16 protein-coding genes and 1 pseudogene are annotated in these 16,809 nt (G+C 66.6%); 15 read left to right on the top strand and 2 right to left on the bottom strand.

Annotation, left to right across the window (positions count from 1 at the left end; all coding sequences use genetic code 11):
* The first annotated feature begins 55 nt into the window (after positions 1 to 55).
* The 11 genes and pseudogenes from ACH4U7_RS52210 to ACH4U7_RS52160 all read left to right on the top strand — a co-directional run.
* Positions 56 to 874 carry an enoyl-CoA hydratase/isomerase family protein gene (locus ACH4U7_RS52210; RefSeq protein ID WP_398534787.1) on the top strand — a complete coding sequence of 273 codons (819 nt, stop codon included), beginning with the start codon at positions 56 to 58 and terminating at the stop codon, positions 872 to 874.
* Positions 875 to 886: 12 nt separating this feature from the next.
* The gene (locus tag ACH4U7_RS52205; RefSeq protein ID WP_398534786.1) at positions 887 to 1,666 is read left to right on the top strand and encodes an enoyl-CoA hydratase/isomerase family protein; all 780 of its coding nucleotides are present in this window, start codon (positions 887 to 889) and stop codon (positions 1,664 to 1,666) included.
* Positions 1,659 to 2,159 (top strand): flavin reductase family protein, encoded by a 501-nt coding sequence (locus ACH4U7_RS52200; protein WP_398534785.1) that lies wholly within the window; start codon positions 1,659 to 1,661, stop codon positions 2,157 to 2,159. The genes ACH4U7_RS52205 and ACH4U7_RS52200 overlap by 8 nt, the downstream gene beginning before the upstream one ends.
* A gap of 46 nt (positions 2,160 to 2,205) precedes the next feature.
* Entirely contained in the window at positions 2,206 to 4,035 is a 1,830-nt protein-coding gene (locus ACH4U7_RS52195; protein WP_398534784.1) for an AMP-dependent synthetase/ligase, read from the top strand.
* Between the two features lie 179 nt (positions 4,036 to 4,214).
* On the top strand, positions 4,215 to 5,198 hold the full coding sequence (locus ACH4U7_RS52190) for a LysR family transcriptional regulator (RefSeq protein WP_398534783.1): 984 nt from the start codon (positions 4,215 to 4,217) through the stop codon (positions 5,196 to 5,198).
* Positions 5,199 to 5,561: 363 nt separating this feature from the next.
* On the top strand, positions 5,562 to 6,575 hold the full coding sequence (locus tag ACH4U7_RS52185) for an integrase core domain-containing protein (RefSeq protein ID WP_398534788.1): 1,014 nt from the start codon (positions 5,562 to 5,564) through the stop codon (positions 6,573 to 6,575).
* Positions 6,484 to 6,993 (top strand): tyrosine-type recombinase/integrase, encoded by a 510-nt coding sequence (locus tag ACH4U7_RS52180; protein WP_398534782.1) that lies wholly within the window; start codon positions 6,484 to 6,486, stop codon positions 6,991 to 6,993. Before ACH4U7_RS52185 ends, ACH4U7_RS52180 begins: the two co-directional genes overlap by 92 nt.
* A gap of 364 nt (positions 6,994 to 7,357) precedes the next feature.
* Positions 7,358 to 7,561 carry a hypothetical protein gene (locus ACH4U7_RS52175; protein WP_311729210.1) on the top strand — a complete coding sequence of 68 codons (204 nt, stop codon included), beginning with the start codon at positions 7,358 to 7,360 and terminating at the stop codon, positions 7,559 to 7,561.
* Entirely contained in the window at positions 7,558 to 7,983 is a 426-nt protein-coding gene (locus ACH4U7_RS52170; RefSeq protein ID WP_398534781.1) for a PIN domain nuclease, read from the top strand. Before ACH4U7_RS52175 ends, ACH4U7_RS52170 begins: the two co-directional genes overlap by 4 nt.
* A gap of 17 nt (positions 7,984 to 8,000) precedes the next feature.
* Positions 8,001 to 8,306: a helix-turn-helix domain-containing protein gene (locus ACH4U7_RS52165; protein WP_398534780.1), complete on the top strand. Its 306-nt coding sequence runs from the start codon at positions 8,001 to 8,003 to the stop codon at positions 8,304 to 8,306.
* Positions 8,307 to 8,410: 104 nt separating this feature from the next.
* A pseudogene (locus tag ACH4U7_RS52160) lies at positions 8,411 to 8,652 on the top strand (integrase); the annotation flags it as partial.
* A 156-nt stretch (positions 8,653 to 8,808) separates the two neighbouring features.
* Here the strand turns inward: ACH4U7_RS52160 and ACH4U7_RS52155 are convergent.
* Both ACH4U7_RS52155 and ACH4U7_RS52150 read right to left on the bottom strand, forming a co-directional pair.
* Positions 8,809 to 9,414 carry a lytic polysaccharide monooxygenase gene (locus tag ACH4U7_RS52155; protein WP_352133434.1) on the bottom strand — a complete coding sequence of 202 codons (606 nt, stop codon included), beginning with the start codon at positions 9,412 to 9,414 and terminating at the stop codon, positions 8,809 to 8,811.
* Positions 9,415 to 10,096: 682 nt separating this feature from the next.
* Positions 10,097 to 11,209, bottom strand: coding sequence for an integrase core domain-containing protein (locus tag ACH4U7_RS52150; protein WP_398534779.1), 1,113 nt, complete (start codon positions 11,207 to 11,209; stop codon positions 10,097 to 10,099).
* A 636-nt stretch (positions 11,210 to 11,845) separates the two neighbouring features.
* Between ACH4U7_RS52150 and ACH4U7_RS52145 the strand changes: the two genes are divergently transcribed.
* The 4 genes from ACH4U7_RS52145 to ACH4U7_RS52130 all read left to right on the top strand — a co-directional run bounded on the left by ACH4U7_RS52145 (position 11,846) and on the right by ACH4U7_RS52130 (position 16,695).
* Positions 11,846 to 12,121: a transposase family protein gene (locus tag ACH4U7_RS52145; RefSeq protein WP_398534778.1), complete on the top strand. Its 276-nt coding sequence runs from the start codon at positions 11,846 to 11,848 to the stop codon at positions 12,119 to 12,121.
* A 252-nt stretch (positions 12,122 to 12,373) separates the two neighbouring features.
* Positions 12,374 to 13,156 carry an SMI1/KNR4 family protein gene (locus ACH4U7_RS52140; protein WP_398534777.1) on the top strand — a complete coding sequence of 261 codons (783 nt, stop codon included), beginning with the start codon at positions 12,374 to 12,376 and terminating at the stop codon, positions 13,154 to 13,156.
* Between the two features lie 148 nt (positions 13,157 to 13,304).
* A complete protein-coding gene (locus tag ACH4U7_RS52135; RefSeq protein ID WP_398534776.1) occupies positions 13,305 to 14,399 on the top strand; it encodes a tyrosine-type recombinase/integrase in 1,095 nt (364 codons plus the stop codon).
* Positions 14,362 to 16,695, top strand: coding sequence for a tyrosine-type recombinase/integrase (locus tag ACH4U7_RS52130; protein ID WP_398534775.1), 2,334 nt, complete (start codon positions 14,362 to 14,364; stop codon positions 16,693 to 16,695). The genes ACH4U7_RS52135 and ACH4U7_RS52130 overlap by 38 nt, the downstream gene beginning before the upstream one ends.
* The last annotated feature ends 114 nt before the right edge of the window (positions 16,696 to 16,809 follow it).

The following is a 16,809-nucleotide window of genomic DNA, read 5'->3' as shown; positions in this document are numbered from 1 at the left end:
CACTCCGCCAGTTCCACTCCCAGCACAACCCCACACACCACAAGGAGACCAGCCGATGACCGACCTCTACAACCACGGCACCGGCGACATCCTCACCGAACGCCACCCCAACGGCATCCTCCTGATCACGATCAACCGGCCCGACCGGTACAACGCGCTCACTTTGCCGATGTTCGAGGAGATGAACCGGATCTGGGCCGACGTCGAGCGCGACGAACAGACCCGGGTCGTCGTCATCACCGGGGCCGGCAAAGCCTTCTGTACCGGGATGGACGTCGCTCAGCCCGATCCCACGCCCGAGGAAGCGCTCGCCATGCTGGAGACCGAACGCAAGCGGGTTGCGACGGTGTTGCGCATCGAGAAGCCGATCATCTCTGCGATCAACGGCCCCGCGGTCGGCTACGGGCTGTCGACCGCGCTTCTCGCCGACATCAGCATCGCCGCGGACGACGCGGTGCTGATGGAAGGCCACACCAAGGTCGGCGTGACCGCCGGCGACCACGCCGCACTCATCTGGCCGTTGCTTGTCGGCATGGCCAAGACCAAGTACTACGTGCTCACCTCCGAGAAGCTGACGGGCACCGAGGCCGAGCGGATCGGGCTCGTGAGCCTGTCCGTTCCCCGCGAGCAGGTGCTGCCCCGCGCCCTCGAGGTCGCATCCCAGCTGGCCCGCGGTTCCCAGCAGGCGCTCCGTTTCACCAAGCGTGCGCTCAACGCCTGGCTCACCAACGCGGTGCCTCAGCACGAGCTGTCCGCGGCACTCGAGATCCTCGACTTCGCCGGTGCCGACTACGCCGAAGCACGCCAGGCTTTCCGGGAGAAGCGCCCCGTGGACTTCCCCTCCGCTCGCACCGCTGGCGGACCGGCGAACTAAGGGAAGACGAGCATGAGCATTGCCTCGCACAACACAGCGCCCAGCGCTGTGCACGCGTCCGACGAAGTGGACGGCGTGGTTGTACTCACTCTGAACCACCCGCCGGCGAACGCGCTCAGCAACTCGCTCGTCAGCGAGCTGACAACGACGCTGGAAACCCTTGCCAGCGGCCCCGGCACCCCCGCAGTGGTCTTGACGGGAGCTGGTGAGCGCTTCTTCTGCGCGGGCGGCGACATCAAGGAAGCCATCGGCTTCGGCGCCGATTCGATGGTCGAACGGATGGCGTCGTTTCACGCGCTGCTCTGCGCACTGGAGGACTTTGCCCGGCCGCTGGTGTGTGCGGTCAACGGCTGGTGCGTCGGTGGTGGCATCGAAATGGCACTGTTCGCTGACATGGTGTACGCATCGACTGAGGCGCGTTTCGTCTTCCCGGAGATCAACCACGGGATGCTGCCGGCCGTGAAGGGGATCACTCGAGTGCGCGGGGTCCTGGGTGACCGCGCGGCCCGGCGCCTCCTGCTGAGCGGAGAGCCCCTCGACGCGTTCGACGCGGAGACGATGGGCATCGTCGACCAGGTGGTCGAACAGGACGACCTGCTCGCGATCGCGATGGCGTATGCGCGGGCGGCAGCGGCGAAACCACCTGCCGTGTTCGCGGCGCTGAAACGGGCCCTTCACTCAGGGACTTCCAGTTGGCCGGTCGAAGAGCAGCTCCGCGTCACGGTTGCCGACGCGCGCACGGTCTTCAACGACCCTGCCGCCCGAGCTGCCCGCGAGGGGTATCATGGTTGATCAATTTCAAGGGCTGGACCCGACCGCCTTCCGTTCGGCGTTGGCCCGCTTCCCTTCAGGCGTGACGATCGTGACGAGGCGAAGCGCGTCAGGCACGCTGCATGGGTTCACCGCGAGTTCCTTCGCGGCGCTGTCGCTCGATCCGCCGCTCGTCCTGGTGTGCCTGGACCGAGGAGCGAACTGCTCTCCCGTCTTCATGGCGGCTGAGCGGTTCATCGTCAACATCGTGACACCCGCACACGCCGAGTTGGCGATCAAGTTCGCGACAAAAGGTGAAAACAAGTTCGCGTACGGAGCCTTCGAATTCGATGAGAGGGGTCACCCGCTACTGCCCGATGCGGCGGCAGTCATCCGTTGTGAACTGGAGCAAGCCGTACCCGGCGGAGATCACGTGATCCTCATCGGCCGTGTACACGACGCGCGGACAGGTAGCGGCAAGCCGGTGACGTGGTACCGAGGTGACTTCCTGCACCTCGGGGAGAGTGCCGCATGAATCTCATCGGGCCCGGGCTTGTCGGCTCTGGAAGAGAGGCCGTGTCATGGATCTGACCAATTTCGAGCCAACCCGAACGCTACCGGGGCTGCTGCTCGATCGCGCGAACAGGGAACCCGACGCCGTCGCGCTGCGCTACTGGCGTGATGGGGACATGCAGGCGATCACGTGGCGGACGTACCGGGATCGCGTGCAAGATCTCGCGCTCGGCCTTGTCGCACAAGGTGTACAGCACGGCGATCGCGTCGCGGTGATGAGCAGCGCACGCCCGGAGTGGGTGTTCGCCGCGCTGGCCGTGCAGAGTGTCGGCGGCGTCGTGATCGGCGTCTATCCGACCAACTCACCTGCCGAGATCGAGCAACTCCTCACACACAGCGAGGCCGTCGCCTTCATCGGCGAGACGACGACGGAGCTCGTCAAGGTGGCGGAGGTCGCCGCACACACACCGAAGCTGCGGCTCGTGGTCGGAATCGACGCCACTCCGCCGGAGCTACCCGAGGTGATCAAGAGGACAACGTGGGAAGCGCTGTGCGAAGAAGGAACACAGTACGCCGACGACAGCGCCGATCCTCTGTCCGAGTTGGTCGCCGGCGGATCCCTCGACGATGCCGCCGTGCTGTTTTACACGTCGGGATCCACGGGAGTTCCGAAAGGCGTCACACACTCGCACCGCACGCTTCAGCACTCGGTTCAGACCTTCGTCGGCCTCTACCCGCAGATCCTCAGTCACAAGCACGATGTCGTGGGCTTCCTGCCGTTGGCCCACGTGGCGCCGGCGGTGGTGTCGGTGTTCGCGCCGCTGCTCTCACGGCTGGTGGTCACATACTGCCGCATTGGTGACTACGAAGACGTGTTGCGCTCGGTGCGGCCGACGGCAGTGCTCTGGCCGCCGCGGTTCTACGAGAAGATCGCCGGCGAACTGATCGCACAGACGGAGGTCTGGCCGCGACTTCGTCGCTACGCCTATGACGCCGCCATGTGGGCCGGCCGCAGGGTAGCCGAACGCCGCTGGTCCCATCGCCGGCCCTCGGTACTGCTGCGGATCGCGTACGCTGCCGCACTTCGTTGGGTGTTCTTGCCACTGCGGGCAACCGTCGGAATGGATCGCATCCGCGTTGCCTACACCGCATCTGCCGCGATGCCCGAAAGCGTCATCGCGATTTGGCAGATCTGGGGACTCGATCTCCGCGAGAACTACGGTCTCACCGAGACCGCCGGGTGTCCCATCGCTCATTTCGACCAGCCGTTCCCCCGTCCGGGCTTCATCGGCAGGGAATTCCCGGACCCACGGTTCCAGGTGAAGGTCGCGGACGATGGCGAAATGCTGCTTCGCGCGCCGTTGCTCTTCGACGGATACTGGCGCAACCCGGCGGAGACCGAGGCTGTTTTCCAGGATGGCTGGTTCCGCACCGGTGACCTGATGGAGCGCACAACCCACGGTGACATACGGCTCATCGGCCGGAAGAAGGACGTGATCATCACCCGAGGCGGCAAAACGATCAATCCTCAGCCCATCGAAACCCGGTTGAAGGAGAGCTCGCTGATCAACGAAGCGATCGTCGTCGGCGACGCCCGCAAGTACCTCACCGTCCTGCTCGAGCCGAGCACAACCGCAGACGCCCGGTCGGCAGAGGTGCTGGCCGAACGCCTGCGAGCGGAGGTCGCTCGGGTCAACGCGGACCTCGCGCGCGTAGAGCAGTTGAAGGACTTTCGCGTTCTGCCTCGGTCCCTGGAAGTCGAGCGCGGCGAGCGGACTGCGAACGGCAAGATCAAGCGCAATGCCGTCGTGAGCTCGTTCGCAACGTTGATCGACGACATGTACGGCGCGAACGACGACGCGGCGATCGCGAACCACGTGCGCTCAAGGTCGAACTAGGCGGTTGATCGCGTGAAGACCGCGTGAACTGAGGTCGGTCCGCAGGCGTGGGAGGAGGGCGTTCAAGGTTGACGTGTGAACGAAGAACCGAAAACACCGACAACGGCTACTGCGCCGCCGGACCGCAGGCTCAGTCGTGAATGCCACGTCCACCCGAGTGTGCGGCAATAGGTGGAGCCATGCCGATCCCTGACCTGACGCTGCAGCAGCTTCGCGCAGTCCGGACACTCGCCGCATCCGGCAGTTTCAGGAAAGCAGCCGCTGCGGAGCACATCTCTCAGTCAGTCCTCAGCAGAAGGATCAAGGAAGTCGAGCGTCTCCTGCGAGTGCGGTTGTTCGACCGCACCACTCGGCAACTCGACATCACGGCCGCAGGGCAAGCATTTCTGCTCATGACGGGCGCCGTCCTCGACGACATGGACATGCGACTGAGCCGCTTCATGTCATACGTAGCGGCTCAGTCCGGAACCATCGCCGTAGCCGCGCTTCCGTCGCTCGCGGCGGCTGTGCTGCCGGACATGATGCGCGGCTTCATGCTGGATCACCCCGAGGTGGAGTTCGAGATCATCGACGGGGCCGCGGATGAAGTTGTCGAACGCCTCGAAAGTGGGACTGTCGAACTCGGCTTGACCGCCCATGGTGACCTGCCGGACGGCTTCTGCTTCACACCACTGCTGCAGGAACAGTTCTACGGCGTCGCGCACCACAGCCATCCCTGGTCGGCGCAGAGTTCCATCTTGTGGTCGGACTTCAACGGTGAGACCGTGGTCGCACCGCGGCCCGGAACCAGCATCCGAGCGATCACTGACGCTGCGTTCAGCGAGTACTCGATCTCGGTGAGCCACCAGTTCAATGCCTGTAGCGCGGCGACGATCCGTGGGCTGCTACGGGCCGGCGTAGGCGTGGCAGCTTTGCCGGCCTTGGAGTTGCAGGGTTTCGGCCTGGATGATCTCGTGGCGGTACCCATGGATTCTCCGGAAGCAACCAGGGTCATCGGCGTGATGTACCACTGCTCTCAGGCCCTCTCGCCCGTCGCGGCTCGTTTTTTGGATTTCATGGTCGCGACCGAGATCGATCCCCCGCGAGGAGTCTCCCGCGTTCACGAGGGCCACACCGGCGAACCAGACACATCGAGCCACGCGGGGGCGCAGCTCGCGGAATGAGGTCGGCCATCGTCTCGGGCCGGGTGGTGCTGCCGGGTGGCCTTCGGCAGGCCGCCGGTCTTGCCGTATCGGCCCAGCCACTGCCGTCCCACGGTCGCGGTCGCCGGGGGCCGGGGGCCGGGGGCCGGGGGCCGGGGGATGATGCTCGGGTGGTCGTCTGGGGTGCGTAGGTCGAGGGTGCGGTGGGCCCGTCCGGTGTTGTAGTGCTCGGCGTACGTGGTGAGGACGGTACGGAGGTGGCGTTCGCCGGTGATGAGGAGTCGGTCGGTGCATTCGGCGCGGGCTGTGCGTATCCTGTGCCGCTCGAAAAGTCATCGCTGCAGGTGAGCGGGATGCGATCAGTCCGCTGGGATCATGTCCTCCGTGATCGTGTCGTTGCTGTACAAGGTGACCCGGAAGCTGCTGACTGTTCCATCGGTGCTCCTGCGTCGTGGGACGGCGCAGGAGGCGGAACTGCTGGTGCTGCGGCACGAGAACGCGGTCCTGCGCCGCCAGTTGGCCGGATCGGTCCGCTATGAGCCCGCCGACCGGTTCTGGTTCGCCGTCCTGTCCGGGCTGATACCCCGGCGCCACTGGCGCGAGATCTTCCCTGTCACCCCCGGCACCTTGCTTGCCTGGCACCGCAGGTTCATCGCCGCGAAGTGGGACTACACCGTGCGCCGACGCGCGGGACGACCACCCACCCCGGTAGCGATCAGGACGCTCGTTATGCGGCTGGCCCGGGAGAATCCGAGGTGGGGACACCGACGGATCCAAGGGGAGCTGACCCGACTCGGACACCGGATCGCCGCCTCGACGGTCTGGGAGATCCTCCGCGCAGCCGGCATCGATCCCGCGCCACGTCGCTCAGGCCCCACCTGGCGCGAGTTCCTGGCCGCGCAAGCCGAGGGCATCATCGCGGCAGACTTCTTCCACATCGACACCGCCCTCGGCAGGCGGTTGTATGCGCTGGTGTTCCTCGAGCACGGCACCCGGCGGCTGCACATCACCGGGGTCACCGCCCACCCGACACAGGACTGGGCAGTGCAGCAAGCGCGGAATCTCACCGCCAACCTGGGCATACGCATCGAGACCCTGCGCTTCTTGCTGCGCGACCGCGATGGCAAGTACGGCGAGGCCTTCGACGCCGTCTTCCAGTCCGAGGAGATGAAGATCCTCAAAAGCGCGCCACAGGCTCCCCGCATGAACGCACACTGCGAACGCATCATCGGCAGCATCCGACGCGAAGCCCTCGACCACGTCCTCATCATGAACGAGGCCCACGCCCGTCACATCCTCGCGGCCTATGAGCGGCACTACAACGAACACCGACCCCACCAGGCCACTACGGCCGCAGACGCTCCTGGACCACTTCAAACGCCTCGCGGCCCAGGCTAAAGTCCCCATCATCACCCTGCACGACCTGCGCCACGTCGCCGCAACCGTGCCCATCACCGCAGGCATCCCGCTCCTCACCGTCTCCAAGACCCTGCGGCACTCCACCGTCTCCACCACCGCCAACATCTACTCCCACCTCACCCGGCAAGCCGCCCGCGACGCCGTAGAAGCCATCGACAAAGCACTCACCAAAGCCGACACCAGCCATACGGGTGGCATCCGCCGGCACCGGCCACCCCGGCCGCGACCGCGACCACACCGCGACCACCGAAACCGGCACTACGGCCCCGCGAAACGGACCTACTCCCCCACCACCACCGCTACTTCACCCACCGCATCCCGACCCCAACAAATGTCTGCGACCACAATGCGACCACCGGCCTCAGCAACACGGAAAAGGCCGCTTTCCCATCTCTGAGAAAACGGCCTCCGACCTGCGAATACGCTGGTCGGGACGACAGGATTTGAACCTGCGACCCCTTGACCCCCAGCGCCGCACGAAGCCCAAGAAGTACACACCCCGGACGCTACGCGCCAGTCGGCGCCGCCGGGGCGCAGTCGGGCGACGTATCCCTCCTTCGAGTGATGCGGACCACGGTCCGGCGACTTTGACCGCGCGGACCCGAGCCCCCCCTCCCCCGCCCATGGGAGCCGGCGCGGGGTATCCCAGCCGAGGCCAACCCTCGGCATCCGCTTTGATGTCGACCGCGCGACACCTGCGCCGGCACCGCCGATAAGGGATTTGTTATCATTGTGAGGGTGCCCAGGCATTCAGGGAGGACATGATGGCCAAGATCACCATTGAGATCGACGAGGAGCGCCTCGCCGAGGCCAAGCAACTCCTGCACACCGAGGATGACGCCGAGGTCGTGGCCAAGGCGGTGGATATTGCGGTCGGTGCGATCTACCAGCGTCGCGCGGCCCGGCAGCGGCTGAGCGAGCTCGCGGGGGAAGGCGGCGCCTTCGGCGAGGCCCGCCCGGCGTGAGCACGTCCCACTACCTGATCGACACCAGCGCCTGCAACCGCCTGTTCCGCACCCCCGCCGTGGAACGACACTGGGCCACCGTCCTGGACGAGGGCCGCGTGAGCGTGTGCGAGATCACCGAACTCGAACTGGTCCGCGCCACCGGCGGCCGCGACGAGCGGGCCGTACTGGAGCGCTACCTCCACGACGCCTTCGGCTGGACCCCCGTACCCGACCGTGCACTCACCCGGGCCCGGCAGGTGCAAGACCTCCTCGTCGCCACAAGCTGGCACCAGGGACCAGGAGCAGTCGACCTGATGACCGCCGCCACCGCAGAACTATGCGGACTGACCTTGCTGCACTACGACGCGGACTTCGAAACCATCGCCAAAGTGACCGGACAACCCCACCAGTGGATCGCCCCACGCGGCAGCGTCGACTGACAAGGACAACGGCCACCATGGACCACACCACACACCCGGCCAAGCACACCGACGCGGCACCGCCTGACAAGACCACCACCCACTGGGGGGCATTCCTGAAAAAGGCCCGGCGCAGCCGAGGAATGAGCCAGCGGGCACTGGCCCGGGAACTGGGAGTCAGCCAGGCCCGGATCGCGCAGATCGAAAACGGAACCAGCACCCCCCAGATCGACACCATGGCCGCATACATCACCGCCCTCGGCGGCGAACTGACCCTGCGAGCCGACTTCCACGACCACGTCACCCAGACCACATGGCCCGAACAACACCCCACAGAAAGCTGACCCGCACACAGGCAGGCTTCACGTGACGGTGGCACTCTCCACACTGACGGCCCTCGCACCCGTTGCTCCATTTGATCGACGATCCAGACAAGTCAGCCCTCGGCATACGACGGCGCCATGCCGCATCCTGCGTACCCAGGCGACGCGGACGCCCACGCACCATCCGATCGATACGCGCCCCGGTCCTGCGCTGGCCAGGGAGAACACCTCATGGGGATATCGACGGATCCACGGCGAACTCGCAGCGCTGGGAATCAAGATCGCCGCCTCCACGGTCTGGGAGTCTCAATGGCCGTTGAGTGCTGGAGTCGTACGACGAGACGGTGGGGAGCCGGCTACCGTGCGACTGCCGTGCGATCGGGCGCGTTCACGCCAGGAGCGAAGGGAGCCCCGTCGGGGCAGGGTGACCAAATGGGTCCCCTGCCCCGACGGAGCTCGGCCGGCCGGGCGGCGGGTTACCGGCGCCCGGCAGAGACCGGTGCCGTGTGCGGCGCTCCCCTGCTCAGCCGAAGTTCACGTCGCTGCACCACATGTAGGCCTGGTCGAGGTGCGAGGCCTGCCAGATCACGAACAGGATGTGGTGTCCGGTGTAGCCGGAGGTGCTGACGTTGAACGTGTAGTCCGTCGCCGGGCCGAAGCGGCCGGTCTGCGTGATGAAGTCGAGGTTGCCCCAGCCCAGGGTCTGGGTCTTGGGGTCGAAGCCCTGCTTGCTCACGTAGGCCGTGAAGTAGTCGGCACCGTGGGACGCCTGGTCGTGCACGTGGACCGAGAAGTTGTTGCCGACGGTGGTCGTCTTCCACTGCCCGGGCTTGTTCAGGCTGGCGTTCCTCGAGAGGTTGTTGCTGCAGAGCGTCCCGTCGGGGGTCTGCGACTGGAACTGGCCTCCGAGGCCGTCGCGGAGCGCGCTCATCCAGTTCCACATGGTGTCGGGGTTGGCCTGGAAGGCCTGCCAACACATGGGGTCTTCGGTCTGCATGGCCGGGTTCATGTGGTCGTTACCCCACCTTTCCCAGCAGTGGTACGCGCGGGAGGCGGGGCCGACGACGGAGCCGTGAGCCTGGGCGGGGGCCGACCAGGTCAGTGCGCCGACAACCACGGCGAACAGCATGGCGAGCGCCTGGAGAGGCCGGCGGAGGGCCGACCGGGAACGCCCGGTTAATGGGCTCTGTTTGCGCATGTGGGGGGAACTCCTTCCAGTTGAAAGGCGCCATGGGAGCGCTCCCAACGTACGACTTCTGAGTGAAATGTCAATGAAACAAACGGAGTTGATTACAGGGGTGGGCGGCGAGCAGGGAATCTGCCGTGAGCCGGGAGTCACGGGGGGCTTCGGCGACTTCGGTGGCACGACAGTCAGAACCCTTCCCGAAACCGGAAAGCGAGGGTGCGGCCCTGAAGGGTGTCATTATTGCCGTATGGTGGTTGACCTGGGGCTTTGCGATCGCTCAAGTATGGGCATGATGAGTGATCGTGGGTCTGCGACTGCTGTACCTGGTCTTCTGTCGGCTGCTGGGCTGCTTCCTTTTGCTGGGCCGGTCGACTGCCGCGAACAACGCCGAGATCCTTGCCCTTCGGCATGAGGTCGCTGTGCTGCGCCGGCAGGTGGAGCGGCCGCGGCTCTCATGGGCTGATCGTGCCGTGCTCTCCGCTCTCGCACGGCACCTGCCACCCGCATTGCGTCGCCATCGGCTGGTCACTCCGGGCACTCTGCTGACCTGGCACCGTCGTCTGGTGCGCTGGAAGTGGCGCCAGACGGCAGTCAGATCCGGTCGTGAAGGGTGTCAATATTCCGATCAGGCTGCTGAACTGGGTTTTCCCTGTCGACGGTGAGGCAGCCGGGGTGACGTGGTGCGGTACTCGTTGAGCAGTCCGCCAAGTACCTGGCGGCGCCTGACCGCGGCAGCGGGCAGGGGGACGAGGTGCGGGTCGTCGTCGGGTGCTCGTAGGTCCAGGCTGCGGTGGGCCCGTCCCGCGTTGTAGTGCTCGGCGTACTGGTTGAGGACCGTGCGCAGGTGTCGTTCACCGGTGATCAGGAGGCGGTCGGTGCACTCGGTGCGGGCTGTGCGTATCCATCGTTCGGCGAACGCGTTGGACCGGGGGCTTTGCGGTGGAGTCGGGATGACGGCTGTGCCGTTGCCGGCGAAGACGGCATCGAACGCGGCGGTGAACTTGCTGTCCCGGTCACGGATAAGGAACCGGAAGCAATCAGCCCTGTTCTCGAGGTCCATGAGCAGATTGCGGGCGAGTTGGGCGACCCATGCGCCGGTCGGGTGGGCGGTGACACCCAACACGTGAACGCGCCGGGTCTTGATCTCCATGACGAAGAAGACGTAGAGGCGTTTGAGGAAGACGGTGTCCACGTGCATGAAATCGCAGGCCAGAAGCGCGTGGGCCTGGGCGCGGAGGAAGGTACGCCAGGCCTGCTGGGAGGCGCGCTGCCATGCGGGCGGTAGACCAGAGCGGCGCAGGACGCGCCGGACCGTAGCGGCGGCAACCCGATGACCAAGCCGTAGCAGCTCACCCTGGATCCTGACGTATCCCCAGGTCGGGTTCTCTCTCGCCAGGCGCTGGATGAGCGCGACCGTCCCTTCGGACAACGGCGGACGACCGGGTCTGACCCGTGCTTGGCGCCACTTCCAGCGCACCAGACGACGGTGCCAGGTCAGCAGGGTGCCCGGAGTGCCCAGCCGATGGCGGCGTAAGACGGGTGGCAGGTGCCGTACGAGAGCAGAAAGCACGGCACGGTCAGCCCATGAGAGCCGCAGCCGCTCCACCTGCCGGCGCAGCACAGCGACCTCATGACGAAGAGCAAGGATCTCGGCGTTGTTCGCCGCGGCCGATCGGCCCAGCAAGAGGAGGCCGCCCAGCAGTCGGCAGAAGATCAGGTAGAGCAGTCGCAGACCCACGATCAGAGATCATGCCCATACTTGGGTGATCACAAAGCCCCAGGTCAACCACCGTACAGCAATAAAGACACCCTTCAGGGGCAGGTGGTTGCGTTGGCACTGTGGAGTCAGGCCCGGGGCCCGGGTTCGCCCTTTTCCGACTGCAGCGGCTATGCAGGGTCTGTGAATACGGGCATCCCGAGTTCGACCAGCTGCGGTCGAACTGCTGCAGCGGCTTCCTCCGCCGCGCAGGCCGTCCACGTTGCCCTAACGGACACTCCGCGGACTGTCCTCCAAGAGACAGAGGCTCGCCCCGGCATCGGGGGCGAGCCTCTCTCACGTTCGGCCTCCGAGGCCCTGCCGCGTCTCGGCCTTCTCCGCCGCAGCGCCGGACGCTTTGCTCGCCGTACTCGAGGGCGACGACCAGGAGAGCGCGCCGCATTGGGACACCGATGGGGGACGCAATGGCCTGCAGCGGCTGGGGTGCCACCGCCGCGGGCCCGTTGCCTTCCTGCAGGACAGGCCCCGTGGTCAATCTGGTTGGCTCTGCTCATGAGTGGTGGTTCTGGCTCAAGTTCTGGGCTCTGTCGCTGATTTGGGGGTGACTGCCGTCGATGGTCAGATGGGAACCACCTGGGTGTGGACGAAGCGATGCGCGTGGCTGATCTCCTCTTCCCGGGCATGGATGTGGAGGTCGACCGGCTGGTGCTCACGGACCTCGAAGTGTGTGTCGCCGTACGGTCCCGGGCTGCGTCGGCGGCCTGTCCCGAGTGCGAGCAGAGATCATCACGGGTGCACTGCTACTACGAGCGGTGCCTGGCCGACCATCCCGTCGCCGCCCGGCGCGTGCGGATCGAGCTGCGGGCACGGCGCCTTGTCTGCGAGAACGCCTCCTGCACCCACCGGACATTCGCCGGCAGATACCGGGCCTGACGCGCCGCCACGCCCACCGGACGCAGTCCCTCACCGCCCTGCTCACCGACGTGGCGCTGTTCCTGGGCGCCCGTCCGGGAACCCGACTGTCCAAGCGAATGTCCATCACGACCTGCAGGGACACTCTGCTCCGGCTGATCCGCGCACTACCCGACCCGGTGTTAGGGCTCCTTGAAGATGGCTGTGGCGGATATTTCGTGACGGTCACGGTGCCGTCCGACACAGGGGTGGCGGCCGCGTAGGGTCAGCGGCATGGCTGACAGGTTCGACGTAGCTGAGGCACTGGGTGGTGGATTCCCGGCGCGGGCGGATGCATGGGCCTTCGTCCGGGGCTTCGCTGCTGCCTGGTCCACCCCGTTGTCGCCGGCTGATGGGTTCACATCGGCTGAGGTGCAGCGAGCTGAGGATCGACTCGGCATGCGCCTCCCAGTCGCTCTCAGGGAGGCGTATGCGTTGTTCGGTCGACGGCGTGACCTGGTCGCCCAGCAGAATCCGTTGCTGGAGCCGGACGAGCTGCTGCTCGACCCTTCCGGCGAACTGCTGGTGTTCCGCAGCGAGAACCAAGGCTGCGCCGGGTGGGGTGTGGCCTTGGCCGACCTTTCGCGTGAGGATCCGCCGGCCGCCCTGTTCGCTGATCGCCTCACCGGCTCCAGCCGACTCCACTTCCTCGACCGCCTGTCGCTGGCCTGCGTGGAAACCGTCCTGAGCGAAGCCGCCATGGCTGATTGGACCGAGGGCCGCACCTGTAAGGCAACGCCCGAGGTGGTTGCCTGTCTGGAGGAGCAGTTCGCGCAGGTTGCTTTGCCGCCGTATCCGGCGTGGTTCGAGCCGATGGGGCAGCCCGTTCGTTGGTTCTCTTCCTCTGGCCTGCTGCTCTGCGTGGAGCCCGGCTTGGAAGGGATGGATCTGGTCGTGACCGGCAGGACGATGGCTGATGTTCAACGTGCAGTTGAAGCCATCCCCGGCACCTGGCCGCCCGCCGTGCCAGCAGCAACCGAGGCGGTCGAAGATCGCGAGTGGGTTCTGCCGTTCTGACGCTCACGGCGGCTGAGCGAGAACCAGCGTCCGCAGAAGAGCGAAGGACGCCCGCCCGTACGACCGGCGTTTGAGCATCTTAAAAGTTACGTGGAATCTGCCGGGGTGATCATGTCTCTCCGGTGCAGCCACGGACTTGGGAGATGGCTTGAGCGGCACGACGGTGCTGATGGAGAAGTGGCCGGTGTTCGGCCGGCACGAGCAGGCGGCAGTCTGGCTGCAGACGTGGAGTGACCTCGGGCGGGCACCCCGCACGATCGATGCGTACGCCCGCGGGCTGGCCGAGTACCTGCTGCTGTGTGAGCGAGAAGGCGTCGCCCCGGTGGCCGCCAGCCGCGCGCACATCGCAGTATTTGTGAGGGAGTTGACCTCGCGGCCGCATCGTCGGGGCACGAATGTGATCTCGATCGACTCGGGGTCGGGGCTGGCCAACGCCACCATCCAGCAGCGTCTGGTGCCGGTCCGCCTGTTCTACGACTTTCTCATGGAGGAGGGTCTGCGCGAGTCGAACCCGGTGGGCCGCGGGCGCTACACCCCCGGCCGCAGGGTCGGCGGGCAGCAGCGGGGCCTGGTGCCACGGCTGACGAAACTGCCGTGGATACCCACTGAACAGGAGTGGCTGCGGATCCTGGAGGTGGCCCGGCGCGAGCCGGTCCGCAACCGTGTGATGCTGGCCCTGGCCTATGACGCCGCTCTGCGGCGCGAGGAGCTGTGCTCGCTGCGGACGGACGACCTCGACCCGGCCCATCGAACACTGCGGGTGCGGGCGGAGACGACGAAGAACCGGCTGGAGCGGGTGGTGCCGTACTCGGCGTCGACCGGAGTGCTGCTGTCGGGCTACCTCGCCCACCGCGCCGGGATCAGCCGGGCCCGCGGACCGCTGTTCCTGTCGGAGTCGCGACGCAACCATGCCGAGCCGCTGAGCCTGTGGACGTGGTCGAAGGTCGTCCGGAAGATCGCGCTCGCCTCCGGCGTCGAGCGGTTCTCCACGCACACCACCCGGCACCTATGTCTGACCGATCTGGCCCGAATGGGCTGGGAGTTGCACTCGATTTCCTCCTTCGCCGGCCACCGTCACACCGACTCCACCCTTCAGTACATCCACCTCTCCGGCCGGGACCTGGCAGACAAGCTCGCCCGCGGCATGGAGCACCTCCGCGCCTGGCGAATACAGATGCTCACGGCGCGTCGGCGGAGGTGTCGCGATGAGCGCATCGCCGCTGGCCCTCGTCGCTGGCGATGAGACAGAACGCTGGTCCTGGCCGATCGCCCCACACCGCTATGACACCGCCGTTGCGGTCCGCCCGGACGAAGGGCGGGCCGTCCGTGAGCTCGGTCTGCGCAACCTGCGGCGGCTGCAGTATCACGACCCGTCCGCACCGGGCTGGCGCGTGATCGGTCGCCTACACAGGCCGCTGGAGGCGGTCAACGCATCCCTGGACTCGCCGCCCACCCCGCACCGCCGACGAGCCATGCTCGACGTGATCGCTGTGCTGCTGACGCAGTGCGCCGAGAGCGGCCGCACTTTCTGGGACTGGACCGCCGAGGAATGGGTCCATCTGCTCGGCCGCAGCCACGCCGAGTTCCGAAAGCACGCGCCCGCCTGGGCCGGCGACGAGGTCCGCCCCTATCTCGCGGCGCACGCCTACCTGCTCGGTTCCTTCGACGCCTTCCACCAGCTCGGCGGCTTCCAGCGGCTGACCCTGTCCTGGCGGATCTTCGGACGGGACCGCGTGAACGGCGAGATCGCGCGGGTTCGCGCCGTCCTGGGCTCCTGGGGCTACCGGCTCGGCCGGGACGACGGCACACTGCTGCCGATGGTGGTCTGCCACCTGTTCCTGCTCAACCGAAGCCCACACCTTGAAGACCTGGATACCGCGCTGTTCGACCGAGTCCGCCGCGACCGGCTGCTGGACGGCAGCCGGCTGAACACCTTGCACGCGATGCAGCGGGCGGTCTCCGAGCTCGGGTTCTGTGCTCCACCGGCGGCGAGTACGGGCCGGCACACTTCCCGGGCGACCGGCGGCGCAAAGACTTGGGAACGGTGGGCCGATCGTTGGCACGCCACCTCGACACTCACCCCCCGCGTCCGCGGCAGCGTCCGCTCGAACCTGCTCAAGGTCGGCCGGTGGATCACGGCCGAACAGCCCCAGGCCGCCGATCCGGCGGACTGGACCCGGCAGACCTGCGCATCCTGGATCGCCGCGCTGGACCGGATGAAGGTCGGCGACTACGTCCAGCGCACCGCCGGGCTCAAGGACCGTCTCGGCAAACCGCTGGAAGCGCCCAGCAAAGCCGGGCAGATCACTGCACTGCGAACGCTCTTCCGCGACTGCCAGGAATGGGAGTGGCTGCCCTGCCGCTTCGATCCGCTCCGCGCGCTGGCCATCCCCCGCAGCATCACGGCCCTCCTCGGACCCGACCCTCAGGTGATCGCCGACGAGATCTGGGCGAAGTTGTTGTGGGCGGGGCTGAACCTCGAACCCGCGGACCTTCCGCAGACCCGGTCCGGGCACTTCTACCCCTTCGAACTGGTCCGCGCGGTCACGCTGACCTGGCTGTTCTCCGGCCAACGCAGTAATGAGATCGCACGGCTCCGGGTGGGCTGCATCCGCTGGCAGCACGACGGGGCACCCATCGCCGGCGACTCGCAGCAGGTCCTGGCATGCGACGCGGTCTGCCTGCTCGACATCCCCACCCACAAAACCGGCACCGCGTTCACCAAACCGGTCGACCCGATCCTCGGCCAGGCCATCGACGCCTGGCAGGCCGCCCGCCCGCACCAGCCGAAGTTCAACGACCGCCGCACCGGCGAACACGTTGACCTGCTGTTCACGGTCCGGGCCCGCCGCGTCTCCACCAGCTACATCAACAACACGATCATCCCGATGCTCTGCCGCAAGGCAGGCGTCCCGGACGCCGACGTCCGAGGCAACATCACAAGCCACCGCGCCCGGTCCACCATCGCCAGCCAGCTCTACAACGCCAAGGAGCCGATGACGCTGTTCGAGCTCCAAGCCTGGCTCGGACACCGCTCTCCGCAGTCCACGCAGTACTACGCGAAGATCACGCCGAACACCCTGGCCAAGGCATACTCCGAAGCGGGCTACTTCGAACGGAACGTCCGCACCATCGAGGTCCTGGTGGACCGCGACGCGGTCGTCTCCGGCGCTGCCGCGGCCGGCGAGCCCTGGCAGCACTACGACCTCGGACACGGCTACTGCACCTACACCTTCTTCGAACAGTGCCAGCACCGCATGGCCTGCGCACGCTGTGACTTCTACACCCCGAAGGACTCTACGAAGACCCAACTCCTAGAAGCTAAAGGCAACTTGCAGAAGATGGCCGTCTCGATACCACTCACCGAGGACGAGCAAGCCGCTGTCACCGACGGCCAGGCCGCGATCGACCGCCTCCTGGGCAGGCTCGCCCACACTCCGACCCCGGCCGGGCCAACCCCCCGCGAGATCGAGGCACCCGGCGCCTCCCGCCTCCTACCGATCGTCGATGTCCGGCAGGGCAAAGCAGCGCAACCTTGACAATCCTGATTCCACAGAATGATCTTGTTTACGGTGCCTTCGGCCATGCCGGAGTTCCAGTCGAGGGTGAGGCCGGCGGTGACGGCGTTCCAGTCCTTGTCCAGTCCGGTCGCG

It is taken from the genome of Streptomyces sp. NPDC020845, from assembly GCF_044334165.1.
Taxonomy (GTDB): domain Bacteria; phylum Actinomycetota; class Actinomycetes; order Streptomycetales; family Streptomycetaceae; genus Streptomyces.
This window is presented reverse-complemented; position numbering and strand designations above follow the sequence as displayed.